The sequence below is a fragment of the Streptomyces mesophilus genome (assembly GCF_011044995.1).
Lineage (GTDB): Bacteria > Actinomycetota > Actinomycetes > Streptomycetales > Streptomycetaceae > Streptomyces > Streptomyces mesophilus.
On record NZ_JAAKZW010000098.1, the window covers coordinates 1 to 18,896 of the forward strand.

General features: G+C 71.5%; 11 protein-coding genes. 3 read left to right on the top strand and 8 right to left on the bottom strand.

What is annotated here, in order from left to right; all coding sequences use genetic code 11:
• Positions 1–212: 212 nt before the first annotated feature.
• From G6045_RS22140 to G6045_RS22170, 7 genes are all read right to left on the bottom strand, one after another.
• Positions 213–1,016, bottom strand: a complete 804-nt coding sequence (locus G6045_RS22140; RefSeq protein ID WP_165333790.1) for a class I SAM-dependent methyltransferase — start codon at positions 1,014–1,016, stop codon at positions 213–215.
• Positions 1,016–1,852 carry a class I SAM-dependent methyltransferase gene (locus G6045_RS22145; RefSeq protein ID WP_165333791.1) on the bottom strand — a complete coding sequence of 279 codons (837 nt, stop codon included), beginning with the start codon at positions 1,850–1,852 and terminating at the stop codon, positions 1,016–1,018. The genes G6045_RS22140 and G6045_RS22145 overlap by 1 nt, the downstream gene beginning before the upstream one ends.
• 17 nt (positions 1,853–1,869) lie before the next feature.
• Positions 1,870–4,128, bottom strand: coding sequence for a bifunctional glycosyltransferase/CDP-glycerol:glycerophosphate glycerophosphotransferase (locus tag G6045_RS22150; protein WP_165333792.1), 2,259 nt, complete (start codon positions 4,126–4,128; stop codon positions 1,870–1,872).
• 201 nt (positions 4,129–4,329) lie between these two features.
• Positions 4,330–5,220, bottom strand: coding sequence for a carbohydrate ABC transporter permease (locus G6045_RS22155; RefSeq protein ID WP_328707862.1), 891 nt, complete (start codon positions 5,218–5,220; stop codon positions 4,330–4,332).
• Positions 5,221–5,294: 74 nt separating this feature from the next.
• Positions 5,295–6,653, bottom strand: coding sequence for a carbohydrate ABC transporter permease (locus G6045_RS22160; protein ID WP_165333793.1), 1,359 nt, complete (start codon positions 6,651–6,653; stop codon positions 5,295–5,297).
• Positions 6,654–6,662: 9 nt separating this feature from the next.
• Positions 6,663–8,021: an ABC transporter substrate-binding protein gene (locus G6045_RS22165; protein ID WP_165333794.1), complete on the bottom strand. Its 1,359-nt coding sequence runs from the start codon at positions 8,019–8,021 to the stop codon at positions 6,663–6,665.
• Between the two features lie 208 nt (positions 8,022–8,229).
• Positions 8,230–11,379, bottom strand: a complete 3,150-nt coding sequence (locus G6045_RS22170) for an FtsK/SpoIIIE domain-containing protein (RefSeq protein WP_165333795.1) — start codon at positions 11,377–11,379, stop codon at positions 8,230–8,232.
• Positions 11,380–11,807: 428 nt separating this feature from the next.
• Here G6045_RS22170 and G6045_RS22175 point away from each other — a divergent pair, with 428 nt between their 5' ends.
• From G6045_RS22175 to prfB, 3 genes are all read left to right on the top strand, one after another.
• Entirely contained in the window at positions 11,808–13,454 is a 1,647-nt protein-coding gene (locus G6045_RS22175; protein ID WP_165333796.1) for a serine/threonine-protein kinase, read from the top strand.
• A 160-nt stretch (positions 13,455–13,614) separates the two neighbouring features.
• Positions 13,615–14,847 (top strand): serine/threonine-protein kinase, encoded by a 1,233-nt coding sequence (locus G6045_RS22180; protein ID WP_165333797.1) that lies wholly within the window; start codon positions 13,615–13,617, stop codon positions 14,845–14,847.
• A 238-nt stretch (positions 14,848–15,085) separates the two neighbouring features.
• Entirely contained in the window at positions 15,086–16,198 is a 1,113-nt protein-coding gene (gene prfB, locus G6045_RS22185) for a peptide chain release factor 2 (RefSeq protein ID WP_165333798.1), read from the top strand.
• Between the two features lie 140 nt (positions 16,199–16,338).
• On the opposite strand, the gene G6045_RS22190 is transcribed toward prfB, so the two are convergent.
• Positions 16,339–18,525, bottom strand: a complete 2,187-nt coding sequence (locus tag G6045_RS22190; protein WP_328707861.1) for a DEAD/DEAH box helicase — start codon at positions 18,523–18,525, stop codon at positions 16,339–16,341.
• Between the last annotated feature and the right edge of the window lie 371 nt (positions 18,526–18,896).

Consider the following 18,896-nt stretch of genomic DNA (forward strand, 5'->3'; position numbering starts at 1 on the left):
AACTGGGGGAGGGCCGTGGCCGACGGCTGGGGCGCGGGCGGTGCGGGGTCGGCCGCCGCCCGGTGGGCCGGGAGCGCCGCCGCCACGGCGACGAGCAGGGCCAGGCCCTGACTTGTTCTCTTGCGGATCATGGGCAAAAGGGAAACGCCGAAGCACCCGCCGCCGGGGGAGCGGCGCGTCACTCTCCCCCGGGTGGCGGCAGCCTCGGAGCCTTACGGCAGCGCCTTGCTCACGGCGCGCAGGACGACGGGAGGCAGCAGCTCCTGGGCCACGCGGCGGGCCCCGCGCGGCGGCGGCAGCTTCGACGGGGCGATGCGCAGCACCGTGCCGCCGTCGATGGTGTCCTCGCCCACGGTCCGGTCCGTGCGCTCCGCCGCCCAGCCGCGCAGCGCCCGCTGGAACGGCCCGGGATCGCCCCAGGTCGCGTACAGCTTGGCGGGTGAGACGCACACGGGACGCAGCCCCTTGGTGAAGACCGCCTCCCACACTGCCGCGGCGACACCCGGCACATGCTCGGTGCGGTAGTCGTCGAGCGCGACGATGCCGTGCGGGCGCAGGGCGCGCCGGGCGATGTCGATATCGCCGCTGACGTCCTCGTACTGATGCGAGGCGTCGATATGCACGAAGCGGCAGCTCTTCGCGGCGAGCTCCTCGGCGAGTTCCACGGTGCGGCCGTGGACGATACGGGGCAACTCCTCATGGAAGGCGAGGTAGTTCGCCTCGAAGGCGTCCCGGGTGAGCCGCTTGCGGTAGTAGGCGAGCGTGCCGCGGCGGCTGTAGCTGCCGTGGGTCTCGTCGCCGAACAGATCGCAGACCGTCAGCACGTCCCCGGGCCCCAGGTGGCGTCCCATGAGGATCGCGCTCTGGCCGAGATAGCACCCCATCTCGGCCAGATCGCCCGGCTCGGGACCGGTCGCCTCGATCAGTACGCCGAACAGGTCCTGGTCGACCGGCTGGAACCAGCCGGGCACGTCGTCCAGGGCGCGCGGCCTGCGTGCGGTCGGGATGTGGTGCATCAGCGCCGCCCCAGGAGCGCCCGCAGGCCGCTCTTGCGCACCGGACGGTGCTCGGGAGTCCGCTCCTCGCGATGCCGCGACACCGGCTGCCCGGGCAGCCGTGCCTTGCGGCCGCTGATGCGGATCATCGGGTCGCCCGCCACCTGCTCGGCGCCGTGCCACATGTCGTCACGGCCCGCGAGCATCGCCGCGAGGTCCGCGTGCACCTCGTCGTACGCGCCCCAGGTCCCGTAGAACTTCGTGGCCGTGATGCACAGCGGGCGCAGCCCCGTCGTGGCGACCGCGCCCCAGGTGGCGGCGGCGACGCCCGGGCAGTGTTCGGCGCGGAAGTCGTCGAGCACGAGGATGCCGTCCGGGCCGATCAGGTCGCGGGCGGCGGCGATGTCGCCGTGCACGTGCTCGTACAGATGCGAGGCGTCCACGTGGATGAAGCGGCAGGTGCCCGGCTCGACATGGTCGGTGATCACCGAGGACGGGCCCTGGACGACGGCCGGCAGCTCGTCGTGGAACGACAGGTAGTTGGCCTCGAAGGCGCGGCGCGTGAGGGTCGCGTACGAGCGGTTCATCTCGCGGCTGTTCGCGTCGTCCCCGGCCGGGGAGTCGAAGAGGTCGCAGACCGTGAAGAGTTCACCGGGGCGCAGATAACGGCCCATGAAGATGGCGCTCTTGCCGAGATAGGCGCCGATCTCGAGAAGGTCACCCGTCTGGCCCTGTTCGCCCTGGCGGGTCAGGAACCAGTCGAAGAGCACCTGATCAGGGCTGTGGAACCAGCCCTTGACCTCGGACAGGCTGGTGGGACGGGGCAGGGTGGCGGGGTCGCACGGGGCGTGCTGCATCGGAACTCCCGGGAGTGTCACGGCCGTTCGGGCACAGGGGCAACGAGCGTCGGCTCGGCCGGTTGCGGTACGCCGATACGGGCCGCCGCAGCCGGTACCGGGCGCCTGTCCGCCAGGGGAACCACCGGGGGAAGGCCAGGTGTCTGGCCGAGGAACAGATGGCGTACGACGCGTTCGGCGGCCCGCCCGTCGTCGTACGCGCAGAAGCGCTCACGGAACGCGGCCCGCAGCTGCGCCGAACGCGAGCCGCGCCAGTGCCCGGTGGCGAAGATGTCGATCAGCTCGTCCTCGCTGCGGGCGACCGTGCCCGGCGGGAAGGCGCGCAGATCGAAGTACGTGCCGCGGGCGGCCTCGTAGGCCTCCCAGTCGTCCGCGTAGATGACGATCGGGCGGTCGAGGTTGGCGTAGTCGAACATCAGCGACGAGTAGTCCGTGACCAGCGCGTCGCTCGCCAGGCACAGCGTCTCCACGCTCGGGTGGGACGAGACGTCGATCAGGCGGGCGGAGTCGGCGGTGGCGAGCGGAGCCTCGTAGCTGTGGTGCGCGCGGGTCAGCACCGTGTAGCGCGGACCCAGCTCGCGCAGCATCCGCTCCAGGTCGACCGGGGTGCGCTGGGTGCGCCGGTAGTCGCGGTACGTCGGCGCGTACAGGATCGCCGTGGAGCCCTCGGGGATGCCGAGCGTCTCGCGCAGCCGGGCCACCTCGAGCGAAGTGGCGTGCAGGAAGCGGTCGTTGCGCGGATATCCGTACTCGAGGATCTCGTACGAGGCGGGGAAGACCCGCTCCCAGGTCAGCGTCGAGTGGCGGTTGGCGGTCAGGACGTAGTCCCACTTGTCCGCGCTGGCCATCAGCTGCCCGAAGTCCGTGTCACGGGCGGCGGCCGGGCGGTCCTGGAGGTCCAGGCCCATGTGCTTGAGCGGGGTGCCGTGCTGGGTCTGGATCAGGACCTGTCCGGGGCGCTTGACCAGCCGGCGGTCGAAGTTGACGTTGTTCACCAGGTACTTGGCGCGCGCGAGCGCCGTCCAGTACGCCGCCGTGCCCGGCGTCAGGCGCCGCGTCCCCGTCGGTACCTGGTGGTGGTGCCCGGGCTGTGCGATCCACGCGGTGCGGATACCGGGCGCGAGCTCACGGACCTTCGCCTCGATCGCGCCCGGGTTGCAGGAGTGACCCCGGCCCCAATAGGCGGAGAACACCGCATAGTCGGGCTTCACCGGCAGCTTGAGCTGGATGCGGTAGTGCACCTGGAGCAGGGCGCCGCGGGTGAGGCGTCGCAGGCCCTTCGCGTACGAGGTGAGCCGGGACTTCACGCCCAGGGACAGCATCAGCGCCCGGTACGTGCGGTGCGTGCCCAGCTTGACCAGCGCGTGCCGCAGCCGGGTGCGCAGCGGCACGGGGTGGCCCTTGGTGCGGTAGCGGCGGTAGTGGGTGCGGGCCCTGCGCAGGAACTCGGCCCGGGTGCCGCGCGGCAGACGGCCGCGCTTGGTGAAGAGCGTCGAGTAGTGGTCGGTCATCCGGCGGAACATCACCGGCCGCCAACGGGCAAGGTCGGGGCGGGAGTCGAGGAAGGCGAAGACCCGCTCGTACTGGTCGAAGATGTCGAAGTGCTTGCGGCTTGTCGTCCCGAGGATCGAGCCGCGGCGGCGCTGGCGGTAGTGCACGCAGACCCGGTCGAGGACCGCGAGCGACTCGGCCGCGAGGAGCGCCGGATACGTCCAGGGCGTGTCCTCGTAATAGCCGGGCGGGAAGGCCAGCTGCTGCTCTTCGATGAACTCGCGGCGGTACGCCTTGTTCCAGGCGACCATGATGACCTTCAACAGGCCCGGCCGGTCGTCCAGTTGGAAACTGGCGGGGCCGCCCTCGCCGAGCAGGTGCGCGAACTCGTTGCGGCGGACCTCGCCGGTCCAGTAGGTGCGCGCGTAGTCGTAGAGCAGGATGTCCGGGCTGTCGGTTTCCTTGAGGCGCTCGGAGATCGCGCGCAGGGAGTCCGGGGTGAGGGTGTCGTCGCTGTCCAGGAAGATCAGGTACTCGCCGCGCGCCTGCGCCATGCCGGCGTTGCGGGCCCGACCGAGGCCGACGTTCTCCGTGAGGTGGACGGCTCTGACCCGGGGGTCGGCGGCCGCGAACTCGTCGATGATCGCGGGCGATCCATCGGGTGAGCAGTCGTCGACGACGATCAACTCGAAGTCCGTGCAGGACTGTTCGAGGACCGAGAAGAGGCATTCGTGCAGGTATGCCTGCACCTTGTACACGGGGACGATGACACTGAACCGGGGCAAGGCACATCCATGGGTCGGCACGGGCATACTGCCGTGAAACGGCCCTGGGCGTAGAGCAGTTACGCCAGACGTGGCATACGGGGGAACTCTCCGGGACGACGAAAGGCGCCCTGCAGGTCAGGGCGCCTTTCGCTGAGGTTTGCTCATCGTTTACTTGACGGGTCTCTCCCTCGCGCCTACGTGCCGGTTCTCTCCCTCGCGCTACTTGACGGCCCCCGCCATCACGCCGGACACGAACTGCCGCTGGAACGCGAAGAACACGGCCAGCGGGATCACCAGCGAGAGGAACGCGCCGGGGGCGAGTGTCTCGATGTTCTGACTGAACGCCCGGGTCTCACGGGTCAGGGCGACCGTCAGCGGCTGCGACGAGGTGTCGGTGAAGATCAGCGCCACCAGGAGGTCGTTCCACACCCACAGGAACTGGAAGATGGCGAGCGAGGCGAGGGCGGGCCCCGCGAGCGGCATCACCACCGTGAAGAACAGCCGTACCTCACCGGCCCCGTCGAGCCGCGCCGCTTCGAGGAGTTCACGGGGGATCTCCGCGAAGAAGTTCCGCAGCAGGAACACCGCGAACGGCAGACCGAAGCCCACATGGAACAGGATCGGGCCGACGATCGAACCGAACACCCCGATGTCGCCGAACAGGCGGGCCAGCGGGATCAGCGCGATCTGGATCGGGACGACGAGCAGCCCCACCACGGCCACGAACCACCAGTCGCGGCCCTTGAAGTCCATCCATGCGAACGCGTAGCCGGCCATCGCGCCGAAGACGACCACGAGCACCGTCGAAGGAACCGTGATCCAGATGGTGTTGACCAGGGCGTCGGTGATCGTGTCGTTGCCGAGCAGGGTCGAGTACAGCTCGGAGGTGAACTGGGAGGGCTCGGTGAACACCGTCCACCAGCCCGACTCGGTCATCTCGCCGGGGTCGCGGAACGACGAGGCGAGCAGGCCGAGCGTCGGGGTCAGCCAGAGCAGCGCCATCAGGATCAGGAAGACGCGCAGGACCCCGCCGCCCGAACGGCTCGCTATCCGTGCGGCGAGCGACGGGCGGGGCCGGCCCCCTGTCCCGTCCGCGGAGGGTGCCGTCACCGGCCCGGCCTTCGCCTCGGCGGGGGCCTTCGGCTCGGTGGGGCCGGAGAACTCGGATGCTGCCGATGACTCGCTCACCGTGGTCCCTCCTTCCGCAGACGCCGGATGTTGATGATCATCACCGGCAGGACCAGGATGAACAGGACGATGGCGATGGCGCTGCCGAGCCCGTAGTCGGCCCGCGGCCCGAAGGCCACCAGATACAGCTGCAGCGCAAGGACGTTGGCGTCGTCCTGCACGGGTTCGGGCGCGATGATGTAGACCAGGTCGAAGATCTTCATCACGTTGATCATCAAGGTGACGAACACGACCACGAGGACCGGTGCGAGCAGGGGCACCGTGACTCTGCGGAACACCTGCCACTCATTGGCCCCGTCCACGCGGGCCGCTTCCAGGAGATTGCGGTCCACTCCGGCGAGCCCGGCCGCGATGAGCACCATCGCGAAGCCGGCCCACATCCAGGCGTACGCGCCGATCACGGCGGGTGTGACCAGGCTCGGGCCGAGCCAGTCGAGCCCGTTGTAGGCCGCCCCGAAGTTCGAGGCGGGCAACCGCAGTTGAGCCCCGTCCGCCTCCTTGGGCAGCGCGAACGTACCGTCGTCGCCGGTCGTCGCGGACGCGACCACCTCGCCGTCCTTGACCGCCTCGACCTTCACGCCGGGCAGCGCGCTCTCCTTGCCGTCGACGACGCCCTTCTCACCGCCGCCGCCCTTTTGGAAGTCCAGCCATACGGTGCCGGTGATCTTGTCGCCCGCGGCCTCGGCGGCCTTCGCCGGGCCCGGGTCGCCGGGCACCTTGTCCGGCGGGAGCCCGACCAGCGGGAGCAGCGCCGGTTCGCCCGCCGACACGGTGGACTTGGTGGTGTACGGGCCCTTGGCGCGCGGCCCTTCCATGTCCGACCAGTTCGGCGCGCTCGCCTTGGGATAGGCGGTCGATTCGACGAAGGTGTCGTGCACGCCCACGACCACGGCGTTCGCGACGCCCTGGTCCGGGTCCGCCTCGTACACCAGACGGAAGATGATGCCCGCGGCCAGCATCGAGATGGCCATCGGCATGAAAATGATCAGCTTGAACGCGGTCTGCCAGCGCACCCGTTCGGTCAGCACGGCGAAGATCAGGCCGAGTCCGGTGACCAGGGCGGGCGCGATCGCGACCCAGATCGCGGTGTTCTTCAGCGCGGTGAACGTGGCGTCGTCGGTGAACACATCGCCGTAGTTGCCTAGCCCGACGAAGCCGTCACCGGTCTCGTCGTACAGACTGCGCCACACCGAGTACCCGATGGGGTAGACCACGAGCGCGCCCAGCATGATCAGGGCGGGCAGCAGGAACAGCACCACCACCCCGGGCTTGGTGCCGAGCACGCTCTTACGCGGTTTCGCGGGGGGCACACCGGCAGGACCGGCGGCCCCCGCGCTCACTGCAGGGGTCGACATCGGAGGCCGTCAGCCCTTGTACGCCTTGGCCGCGGCGCTCTCCAGCTGCTGCTGCAACCCTTCCACGTCACCGGGGTTCTTGAGGAAGTCCTGCAACCCCTTCCACATGCCCTGCCCCTTCGTACCGCCGAACGCGGCCGGAGCCTGGTCGGACATGTCGAAGCGGAAGTCGTCACCGGCGTCAAGGAGGGCCTGGGCGATCTCGCGGGTGATCTTGTCCTTGTACTTGGCCATGTCCACGGACTTGTTGGGGGACAGGATGCCGCCCTGGTTCACCCAGATCTCGGCCGCGTCCTTCGAGGCCAGCCAGGTGATCATCGCCTGGGATGCCTCGCCGTCCTTGAGGACCGTGGCCACGTCGCCGGCGCTGACGACCGGCGATTCGTCGCCGACCGCAGGGAACTTGAAGACATCGGCGTCCTCGCCGAGCTTCGCGTCCGTGTCCGCGTTGATGTTCGCCGCGACGAAGTCGCCCTCGAAGACCATCGCCGCAGGGGAGTCACCGCTGAAGGTGTTCGTCACGGACTTCGGGAACTCGGTGCGCAGTGCGCCGTCCGCGCCGCCCTGGATCAGATCGTCCTTGCCCCACAGCTCGGCGAGCGTGGTGAGGGCTTCCTTCACGCTGGGATCGGTCCACTTGATCTCGTGCTTGGCCAGCTGGTCGTACTTCTCCGGCCCGGCCTGCGAGAGATAGATGTTCTCGAACCAGTCGGTGAGGGTCCAGCCGTCCTGACCGCCGATGGACACCGCGGGCCAGCCGGCGTCGGACAGCGTCTGCGCCGTCTCGATGAAACTCTTCCAGTCCGCGGGCGGCTCGGTGATGCCGGCGGCCTCGAAGCCCTCGGTGTTGTACCAGATCAGGGACTTGTTGGCGGCCTTCGCGTACACGCCGTACTGCTTGCCCTCGTACGCGCCGAGGTCCTTCCAGCCCTTGCTGAAGTTCTTGTCGAGCTGCGCCTGCGCCTCCTTGCCGAGCGGCTTGACCCAGCCGCGCTCGGCGAACTGGTGCAGCACGCCCACCTGCGGCAGGAAGGAGACGTTCGGCGGCTTGCCGCCCTCGATCCTCGTGCCGAGCACGGTGGCGGTGTTGTCGCCGGTGGACAGATAGTTGACCGTCGCGCCCGTACGCTTCTCGAACTCTTCGAGGACCTTCCTGAAGTTCTTCTCCTCGGGCCCGGACCATACGCCCGAGACCTCCAGTGTCTGGCCGTCGAGCTTGGGCAGCTCGACCGTCTGGGCCGCTCCTGTGTCCTTGCCGTCACCGGGCTTGTCCTCAGAGCCGCCGTCGTCACCGCAGCCGCTGAGCGCCAAGGCGCCCACGGCGGCGAGCGCGATCGCGGCCCTGCGTGTCCGAAGAGTTGTGCGCATCACTGCCCCGTCTCTCCCGTTCCGCTGTCCCGTGCGGTCTGGTCTACGCCCGGGGGTGGGGCGCCGCAATAGCGCCTGCGGTGTCAAGTACGTGATCGTGATGGGGTCGTGACGGGATGTCAGGACAAACTACTCAGCCCAACTCAGCCTCGCCTCGACCCGCAGCCCGGAAACGCACCCCGACCCGCAACCCGAAACACCCGCACCCTCACAACAGCGAAGGAACCTCGCGCGCCGCCACCGACCGCGCCGCCCGCTCCAGCGCGCTGGCGAGGAGGGCCAAGTCCGTGGGTCCGTTGCCGAGTTCGCGTACGGGGCGGCGGTCCGGCGGATCGCCCATGCGCTCCCACTCCAGGGCCACCGCCGTCGGCCGCAGCGTCGCCGTACGCGGGATGCGCCCCGTGACCCGCCCCGTCTGGAACGGCACCACCCGGCCGTCGGCGAGCAGCAGCCGCCCCCGCCCGGGCGCCGGATCCTCCGGCGCCGCGGAGGGCGCGGTGAGGACGATCCGTACGGCGGCGCCCCGGGCCGGCAGCGAATCCACCGTCCGCTCGGGCCGCCCGGTCGCCGCGACCAGATGGACGCCGAGCCGCTCACCCTCCCGTACGACGGCCTCCAGGGCCCGGACCACCGAGCCGGCCGAGGGCCGGCCGGGTGCGCCGAGCGCGGGGGCGATCAGGGCGTCGAGGTCGTCGACCACGACGACAAGACGCGCAAGAGCCGTCTCCTGCGTGATACCCGCCTCGGAACTCCGCCCGCCCGCACGCAACTTGAGGGTCGAGCTCGGGGGCGCGTCCAGGTCCGCCGAACCGTCCCCGGACCCCGAGCGCTGCGCGACCATCCGTCCGGCGACCGCCCGCCCCGTATGCCACTCGGCGAAATCGCTCCGGCCGAGCAGCTCGCTGCGCCGCTTCAGCTCGGCCGTCAGGGACTGGGCGAACTCCCGCATCCGTACCGGGTCGTTGGCCGCGAGGTGCGTGGTCACATGGGGCAGCTCCGTGGCGGGCCGCAGCCCGTCACCCCGTTCCGCACCCGCGCCGTCCACGAGGACGAGACCGAGCCGGTCCGGACGTTCGGCCGAGGCGAGCGAGGCGGCGACCGCGCGAAGCAGCTCGGTGCGCCCGCTGCCCGGGGGGCCCTCGACGATGACATGCGGCCCCTGGGCGACCAGGTCCGCGCAGACCGGACCGCGCGGTCCGGCCCCGAGCACCGCCCAGGCGCGCCCGCCCGGCGAATCGTGGTCGTCCGCGGCCGCCGCCCAGCGGGCGAGCAGCGAGGCGGGGGTGGCCCGCGCGAGCCCCAACTCGTCCAGGAGACGGGCCGCTTGGGGCAGCGGGGAGGCGAGACGGGCGGCCTGCGGCCCGTTCTCCGCCGTACGCAGCGGTGCGAGGGCCCGCGCGAAACGCTCCGCCCACGCCGGCGACACCGCGTCCACCGACGCGACGGTGCCCTGCCCGGCGAGCTGCCCGCGCACCGTACGCACCAGGCGCAGGGCCGTGGCGACATCGCCGCTCAGGAGCGCCACCGCACCGCAGGAGCGGAAGGCGGGCAGCGCCGTGCACGCCGTCTCGTACGTCAGCGAGACCGGCGACGACGGGGACGCGGACGGGGTCTCGGCGAGACACAGCACATGGATCCCGGCCCCCGGACCCTCCTCGGCGAGCCGCACGGTCGCCGCCCGCAGCGCGGCCGAACCGGGGTCGCCGTCCACCACGAGCAGCGTGCGGGGGCCCGCGGAGCGGCCGGGGGCGTCGCCCTCGTCGAGCCGGTCGTCGATCCGGCGCAGCAGTTCATCCGTACGGGCCGCCGCCTGCTCACGGTCGTAGGCGACCAGGAGCCGGCAGTCCTCACCGCGGGCCGGCCGCAGATGCGGGAGCCAGCCCAGCCAGGTCCACTCGGCGACCCGCTGCTCCACCGTGCGCGAACGGTCCGTGCTGAGCAGCACGATCTCCAGCTCCGTGGGCGCGTGCAGCGCCGCGAGCTGGGCGAGCACGGCGCGCGCGAGCCCGGTCAGGCGCGCCCGCGGGCCCGCGAGCCCGAGCCCGCCGGCCTCGCGAAGACCGACCGTGACGGGCACGGCCGGCAGCAGCAGGCCCTGGTCGGTCAGCGGCCGGTCCACGGTGCCGAGCCGCACGGCGAGCGCCTCGGGGTGCTCCCGGCCGCGCTCCCACAGGCGCGGCCCCGGGCCGAGCGCGGTGAGCAGCAGGGCCGCGGGGTCGGGCCAGGTCTCGGGCTGGGGCGTGCGTTCGGCGGGCTGTGGCTCGGCGGCGGGTTCGGCCGGTGCCAGGGGTTCCTCCTCGGCGCGTCCGCCCGCGAGCCGCCGCGCCCAGGCACCGAGCCCGCGCCGGCGCAGCTGCCGGGGAACGGTGGTGCCGCGCGCGGGGGTGCCGGTGCGGCCGTGCTCACCGAGCGGCTCGGCCGGTTCGTCGGCCCGGGTGTGCTCGTGGGAAGGGTCCAACTCGGCGTGCCCGTAGGCGTGATGGGTGGCACCGGCGGGCGGGCCCGCGTGCGGCGACGCCTGCGCGGGCACGCGGGGCGGCGCGGCGGCGCGCTCTCGTGCGGGGGCTGCTGCCGCGGAGGCGGCTTCCCCTTCTCGTACGGGATGAGCGCCCCCTCGTACGGAATCGGCATCCCCTCGTACGAGACCGGCGTCCTGCCGTACGAAAGAGGCGCCGGGCGCACTCGGGTCCTGCGGGCCCACCGCCGCCACCCGCAGGTGGCCCTCCCCGTCCGGCGCAGTGGGCAGAGGCTCGGGGTCGGCCGTCGTGGACAGCCGCAGCGTGGACTCGCCGATCCGCAGCAGCGCGCCGGGGGTGAGACGCAGCGGGCGGTCGGCGACGGGGGCGCCGTCGAGGACGGTGCCGTTGGTGGAGCCGAGATCCGTGACCGAGACGCGGCCGTCGTCGGCGAGCGTGACCGCGCAGTGAAGCCGGGAGACATCCGGGTCGTCGAGCGGGACGTCCGCGTCGGCGGAGCGGCCGATCGTGATCTTCCCGCCGTGCAGCAGATGGACACCGCCGGCGTCGGGACCCGCGATCACATGCAGCCGGGCGGCCGCGCCCTGGGCGGTGGGTGCGGGCTCGGCGGGGGAGTGCAGCGTGAGCATGGCGCCGTCGACCAGCGGGGGCTCGCCGAGCAGGCAGGTCCTGGCGTCGAGCCGGTCCGGGCCCGCGTACAGCACGACCTGCGCCCCGGAAGAGGCGTCGGCGCCCGCCGCCGTGGCCAGGCCGGACGCGACCGCCGCGAGCGCGGTGCCCGCGGGCGCGGTGACCAGCACGTCGGTGGCGCTGCAGTCGCGCGCCCACTGCGCGCTGCGGCCGTCAGGGCCTGCCCGGAGGACGGTCAGCCGGATCTGCATCGCCGTCAGCGGTCCCTTCTGCGCGGGTGCCCGGCGGGGGACGGATGGCCCGTCGGTGACCCCCACCGCACACGGCATGGCTCCGTGCTCGTAGGCATCCTCGCACCTGCCACCGACAACACGCCCGGCACCCACCATTAAGTGATCTTGATTGATCGGGTTTTCCGTCTTTGGAGTCCAAATCGCCCTCGCTCATGCGTAATTGGCCGCGCGGGTATACGGCGGGCGTGTGCATGGGACGTGCGTGGGCAGGGGACCCGGCAACCAACCGCCGACTGCCTGCGTCTTCCCCGGGAACGGAACCGCCACGGTTGTTACGGGAACGGGTGGCCGAGGGCACACCAGTGCCCCGTTCGGCCGCACTACAGTGGGGCGGAACACAAGGAACGCCAGGAACAGAGTTCGACGATCGACAGGGAGCGCATGACGTGCGGCCGGTAGGCAGCAAGTACCTGCTCGAGGAGCCGCTCGGACGCGGCGCCACGGGCACCGTCTGGCGAGCCCGCCAGCGCGAGACCGCGGGCGCCGAGGCCGCCGTCCAGGGGCACCCCGGCGAGACCGTCGCGATCAAGGTGCTCAAGGAAGAGCTGGCCAACGACGCGGATGTCGTGATGCGCTTCCTGCGCGAACGCTCCGTGCTGCTCCGCCTGACGCACCCCAACATCGTGCGCACCCGCGACCTGGTCGTCGAAGGCGATCTCCTGGCGCTCGTCATGGACCTCGTCGACGGTCCCGACCTGCACCGTTACATCCGGGACAACGGCCCGATGACCCCGGTCGCCGCGTCCTTGCTCACGGCCCAGATCGCCGACGCGCTGGCCGCCAGCCACGCCGACGGCGTCGTGCACCGGGACCTCAAGCCCGCGAACGTCCTCCTCAAGGAGGACGAGCACGGCATGACCCCGATGCTCACCGACTTCGGCATCGCGCGCCTCGCGGATTCGCCGGGCCTGACCCGTACCCATGAATTCGTCGGTACGCCGGCGTATGTCGCACCCGAGTCCGCCGAAGGCCGTCCGCAGACCTCCGCCGTCGACATCTACGGCGCCGGAATCCTGCTGTACGAGCTGGTCACGGGCCGTCCGCCGTTCTCCGGCGGAAGTGCGCTCGAAGTGCTGCACCGCCACCTCGGCGAGGAGCCGCGCCGCCCGAGCACGGTCCCCGAGCCGCTGTGGACGGTCATAGAACGCTGTCTGCGCAAGAAGCCCGAGGAGCGGCCGAGCGCCGAGAACCTGGGACGTGCGCTGCGCGTGGTCGCCGAGGGCATCGGCATCCACGCGAACTCCTCGCAGATCACCGCCGCCGAGGGCGTGGGCGCACTGCTCGCTCCCGACCCGACGCCCGCGCCGGTCCCGGTGACGCCGGGCGCCGCGGACCCGACGCAGGTGCTGCCGCACAACGCGGGTTCGTACGACCCGAACGCCGCGACCAATGTGATGCCGCACACCTCCGGCTCGTCGGACGCCGATCCCACCTCCGTCCTGCCGAACCGCGGCGCGGCCGACCCGACCGCCGTGATGCCACCGGTGCCGCCGGGCGCCCCGGGGGCCGGCAACCCGGACGACCCGCATCCGTGGCAGAACCAGATGCGTGCGGCCCGCGACCGCAACGAGCAGACCCAGGTCCAGTACCTCGACCCCAACCAGGACCCGCTGCGGCGCCGCCCGCAGCGGCAGGTCCAGCGCGGTCAGCAGCAGCGCCCGCAGCAGGCGCCGCAGGGGTACGGATATCCGCAGCAGCAGCCACAGCACCCGCAGCAGCACCAGCCGCAGCGGTACGCCCCGGCGCCGCAGCCCCAGCAGCAGCCGCAGCGGTACGCGCCTCCGTCGCCGCCTCCGCAGCAGCCGCGCCCGCCGCGTCAGCCGAGGCAGCGCAGCGCCAACCCGATGAGGATCCCCGGACTCGGCTGCCTCAAGGGCTGCCTGTTCACGATCGTCATCATGGTCGTGGCCGCGTGGCTGATCTGGGAACTGAGCCCGCTGCAGGACTGGATCGGCCAGGGCCGCTCGTTCTTCGGCCAGATCGGGCACTGGTACGACGAGGTGTCGAAGTGGATCAATGGTCTGCAGGTGTGACGGACGGTGGGTCCGGCGGCGGCTGTCAGTAGGCAATCCGGTCCCCACACTGCGGCCTGATGGATTTGTCGACATCCAGCGAGTGATTTCTCCCCGGGAAGTGAAGGTTGGCGCCGAAGCCGCGTAGCTTTATCGCCAACAGGAGCCCGTAGGAGCAGTCTTGGCACGGAAAATCGGCAGCCGGTACACCGCCCACCAGATCCTGGGCCGCGGTTCGGCCGGCACGGTCTGGCTCGGCGAAGGTCCCGAGGGGCCCGTCGCGATCAAACTGCTGCGTGAAGACCTCGCCGCCGACCAGGAGTTGGTCGGCCGTTTCGTCCAGGAGCGCACGGCGCTGCTCAGCCTCGACCACCCGAGCGTGGTCGGCGTACGGGACCTGGTCGTGGACGGCAACGATCTGGCGCTCGTCATGGACCTCGTCCGCGGCACGGATCTGCGCACCCGTCTGGACCGCGAACGGCGGCTCGCCCCGGAGGCGGCCGTCGCGATCGTGGCGGACGTGGCCGACGGCCTGGCCGCCGCGCATGCGGCCGGCATCGTGCACCGCGACGTCAAGCCGGAGAACGTCCTCCTGGACATGCAGGGCCCCCTCGGCCCCGGCGGCTCGCACCCCGCTCTCCTCACCGACTTCGGCGTCGCCAAGCTCGTCGACTCCCCGCGCCGTACGCGCGCGACCAAGGTCATCGGGACCCCGGACTATCTCGCCCCCGAGATCATCGAGGGCCTGCCGCCCCGCGCGGCCGTCGACATCTACGCCCTCGCGACCGTCCTGTACGAACTCCTCGCCGGCTTCACGCCCTTCGGCGGCGGTCACCCCGGCGCGGTTCTGCGCCGCCATGTGACCGAGACGGTCGTCCCGCTCCCGGGCATCCCGGACGAGCTCTGGCAGCTGATCGTCCAGTGCCTGGCCAAGGCCCCCGCATCCCGGCTGCGCGCCTCCGAACTGGCCGCGCGCCTGCGCGAGCAGCTCCCCGTCGTCGCGGGCATGCCGCCGCTCGACGTGGACGAACCGGAACCCGAGTTCCCCGAGGAGCCCGAAGCCGCCTTCCCGCCCACCGAACCCGCGGCCCCCCGCCGGGGAGCGGTCCCCCTGGTGCCGGGCTCGACCCCGGACTCCAACCGCGACACCCACACCTCGATGCGCGTCCCCGGCCCCGACGAGCTCGCGGGCGGCGCCCGCGGCACCGCCCGTGCCCCCCGCGCGGCGGGCGCCCCGCGCCCGGGCTCGGCCCGCCACCGCGCGGCCGCGGCCCGCCGCCGCCGGATCGTCCTGACCACATCGGCGGTCGCGCTCGCGGCGGCGATCGGGGTGGGCGGCTGGCTGGCGGTATCGGGCGACGACGACGGCGGAACACCGCAGGACGGCAAACCTTCGGTTTCGGCTACGCCGTGACTTTCCGCTCGGGCGGCACATCCAGCCCCTTTCAGCCCCTCCGGCGCTTGAGGAGATCCGAACGGAGTTCGGATGCCGGGGTCCGGGGCGAAGCCCCGGTTTCGGGAAGGGGCGGGTAGGGGAAATCAGCCCGCCGCAGGCGCAACCGGCCCGCACCCGACGACGAAACAGAACCGTCCCCATAGCCCTCACCGGAGCGGGGACGAGTGCGCCCACAGCCACCGGTAGTCTGGAGGGCGTGGCAGTCGTCGATATTTCCGAAGAGCTCAAGTCCCTCAACGCGACCATGACGTCCATCGAGGCCGTCCTGGACCTCGACAAGCTGAGGGCCGACATCGCCGTGCTCGAGGAGCAGGCCGCGGCCCCGTCCCTGTGGGACGACCCGGAGGCCGCCCAGAAGATCACGAGCAAGCTCTCGCACCTCCAGGCCGACGTCCGCAAGGCGGAGGCGCTGCGGGGCCGTATCGACGACCTCGCCGTGCTCTTCGAGATGGCCGCGGAGGAGGACGACGCGGACACCCTCGCGGAGGCCGAGTCCGAGCTGACCGCGGTCCAGAAGGCGCTGGACGAGATGGAGGTCCGCACGCTCCTCTCCGGTGAGTACGACGCGCGCGAGGCCCTCGTGAACATCCGCGCCGAGGCCGGCGGCGTCGACGCCGCCGACTTCGCCGAGCAGCTGCAGCGCATGTACCTGCGCTGGGCCGAGCGGCACAACTACAGCACCGAGGTGTACGAGACCTCGTACGCGGAAGAGGCCGGCATCAAGTCGACCACCTTCGTCGTCAAGGCCCCCTACGCCTACGGCACCCTCTCCGTCGAGCAGGGCACCCACCGCCTCGTGCGCATCTCGCCCTTCGACAACCAGGGCCGCCGCCAGACCTCGTTCGCGGGCGTCGAGGTGCTCCCCGTCGTCGAGTCCAGCGACCACGTCGAGATCGACGAGTCCGAGCTGCGCATCGACGTCTACCGCGCCTCAGGGCCCGGTGGCCAGGGCGTCAACACCACCGACTCGGCCGTGCGCATCACGCACCTGCCGACCGGCATCGTGGTCTCCTGCCAGAACGAGCGCTCCCAGATCCAGAACAAGGCCAGTGCCATGAACGTGCTGCAGGCCAAGCTCCTGGAGCGCCAGCGCCAGGAGGAGCGCGCCAAGATGGACGCGCTCAAGGACTCCGGCAGCTCCTGGGGCAACCAGATGCGCTCCTACGTCCTGCACCCGTACCAGATGGTCAAGGACCTGCGCACCGAGTTCGAGGTCGGCAACCCGCAGGCCGTGCTCGACGGCGAGATCGACGGTTTCATCGAGGCCGGTATCCGCTGGCGCAAGCAGCAGGAAACGCAGACGGACTGAGCTGAGGCCGGGCCCCCCGGGGACCGGACCGTCCGGGTGACCGGGGCCGGGGGCCGGGGTGTGATCTGACAGGGGGACCTATCGTCTCGCGCAGTGCCCGAATTGCCGGGCTTCGGCGAGACGATAGGTCCCCTTCTCGCTCACACCCCGAGGGCCAGCCGCAGCTGTTCGTCCTCCACGATGCGGCGGGCCAGGTCCGGGTCCGAGATGTCGACCGCCTCCGGGACCGTCTCGGCGACCTCGCTGCGGCGCGCGTACGTATCGAACTGCTCCTGCTTGACCCGGTGCACCTCGAGCAGCCGCACATCCACACTGTCCGCGGCGAGCAGCCGGTGCACCTGCACCCGCCGCACCTGCCCCATCCGGTGCGCCCGGGCCACGGCCTGCGCCTCCAGGGCAGGGCTGAGCTGCGGTTCGCACAGGACCACGACCGACGCCGCCTGCAGATTGAGCCCGGTGCCCCCGGTACGTATCTGCGCGAGCAGCACCGCATGGCCGGGTGCCGCGGTGAACTCGTCGACCAGCGCCTGACGTTCATCGGCCGGCACCGCACCCGTGAGCGGGCCGAGTGCCGCGCCGTGGAGGGCCGCCTCGACCACGGCGAGCACCTCGAGGAAGCAGGAGAACACCACCACCTTCAGGTCGTTGGCGGCCGCTTCCGCGACCAGTTCGCGCAGCCGGTGCAGCTTCGCCGAGCGCGCCGGGTCCGCATAGGGCGCCCGCCGCATCGCCATGAAGTTCCCCTCGCCGACCGCCCGGCGGTACGCGGTGCGGTCGCCGTCCGAGAGCTCCTCCCACTCGTCGGCATGGATCACCCCGGGCAGCTCGCCGAGCACATCCGGCTGATTGCGCCGCAGATAGCAGGGCGCGACGGCCGCGCGGAAGGCCCGCGAATCCAGCGCCCCCATCCCGTACTGCAGCGCGTGCGCATCGGGTGACTGCAACTGCCCGATCAGCGACCGGAATTCGGCGACGTGGTTCTCCATCGGTGTGCCGGTCAGGAACAGCACACGGCCGGTGGAGGGCCGCCGGATCAGCACGCGCAGCGCCTCGGCCCGCCGGGTCCTGGGGTTCTTCACGTACTGCGCCTCGTCGGCGACCACCAGAGCGAGGGGCACCTTCGGTATCTCCAGTGTCCGCAGCACGTCGTACGTCGTGACGAGCACGCCCCCCTCCGCCGCCCAGGCGTCCACGGCGGTATGCCGTCCCGGGCCATGGGCGCGGTAGGTGATCAGTGAACTGCGGCCCTCGATCTCCCGTATCCAATTGAGCAGGACGCCCACCGGGCACACCACGAGAAAGTGCCGGCCCTCCCCGGTGGCCCGCAGATGGGCGAGCACCGCGAGGGCCTGGATCGTCTTGCCGAGCCCCATCTCGTCGCCGATCAGGACGCGGCGGCGGGCCAGCGCGAAGCGTGCGCCGAAGGCCTGGTAGCCGCGCAGCGAGACCTGGAGGAGCGACTCGTCGAGCGGCTGCGCCCGCACCTGTTCGGCGATGCCGGTCGGGATGAACCCCTCGGCGGACTCCCGGTCCTCGGGCAGATCGGCGACCTTGCCGAGCACCGTGTAGTACTCGGCGGCCCGCACCTGGAAGTCCAGCCAGGCCCGGTCGGCCGGCTCGGGCCCGCGCAGCAGATCCGTGACGGCCTGGTCCAGCGTCATCCGTACGTCCGCGGAGGCGGTCGCGGCGAGGGCCTCACGTACCCGAAGGAGCGCGGCCCCGGCCTGATCCCGCTTGCGGCGTCCCGCGAGCAGCCACTGCACACGGGAGCCCGTGGTCACGGCCGCGGACAGATCGCTCTCCAGCGCCTCTGCGGTCTTACGGGCCAGCGCGACCGCCTCCGGGATGCCGGGACCGGCGAGCACGAGCCGGTTCAACGCCCGTACGAGAGAGGTGTGCCGCGCATCCTCCTGGGCGTCCACATCGATCCGTACCGCCACGGTCTCAGCGGCCGCGCGCGCCAACTGGCCGGCGGCGCTGTGCAGTTGACCCGCGGTCTGCGCGCCGATGCCGGGCACCTGCCGCAGCCCGTACGGCTGCGCGTCCCGCACCCGGCCCACCGAGGCGAGCCCGGCCGCCTCCAGGGCCTGCAGCGCGGCCTCGCGCAGCTGCCCGCGCGTCACGTCCCGCAGGGCCGTCAGCGGCAGCCCTTCGAGCTCCTTGTGTACGAAGACCTCCGCGAGCACCCCGTATGCGCGCCGCACCTCCTCCTGGGCCGCGTCGTGCTCGCGCAGCACCGAGCGTGCGGCACCGAGCAGTTCGCGCCCGGCCCGCAGCAGTGCTCTGGCCCGCACCCCGACGGGCACCTGGCCGTCGTCCGCTGTCACTCCGCCCCCGTCGTCGGCTCGTGTGGTCCGTGTCTTTTGATGGATTCCCGAGTGCATCCATGGTGGCAGGCGGGTCTGACAACCCGCCCTCGTCGCGCGGGCCTTCACCGGGGCCGGGTGTGAAACCTGTGGAAGAGGTGGGGGATCCGTCACAGTCATGACGCTCTTGCCGGGCAAGTGATCATGAAACGGACATCCGGCGCGTACTGACCTTGACGTAACTCTTAACTCTGGACAGGCTGCTGCGAAGCATGCGTATGTCTGGGGCGGGTGTGAACGGGGCGAGCGGGACGGGCCCTCAGTGAGGCAGTCCCGTACGAGAACAGCAAACCCCGCCGGGCCGTGGCCCCAACTACAGCTGCTCCATTGAC

What these genes read in the sequence shown, in the direction of transcription:
- G6045_RS22140 (WP_165333790.1), bottom strand. Translation starts at nt 1,016, where the DNA reads ATGCACCACATCCCGACCGCACGCAGGCCGCGCGCCCTGGACGACGTG.
- G6045_RS22160 (WP_165333793.1), bottom strand. Translation starts at nt 6,653, where the DNA reads ATGTCGACCCCTGCAGTGAGCGCGGGGGCCGCCGGTCCTGCCGGTGTG.
- G6045_RS22145 (WP_165333791.1), bottom strand. Translation starts at nt 1,852, where the DNA reads ATGCAGCACGCCCCGTGCGACCCCGCCACCCTGCCCCGTCCCACCAGC.
- G6045_RS22170 (WP_165333795.1), bottom strand. Translation starts at nt 11,379, where the DNA reads ATGCAGATCCGGCTGACCGTCCTCCGGGCAGGCCCTGACGGCCGCAGC.
- G6045_RS22165 (WP_165333794.1), bottom strand. Translation starts at nt 8,021, where the DNA reads ATGCGCACAACTCTTCGGACACGCAGGGCCGCGATCGCGCTCGCCGCC.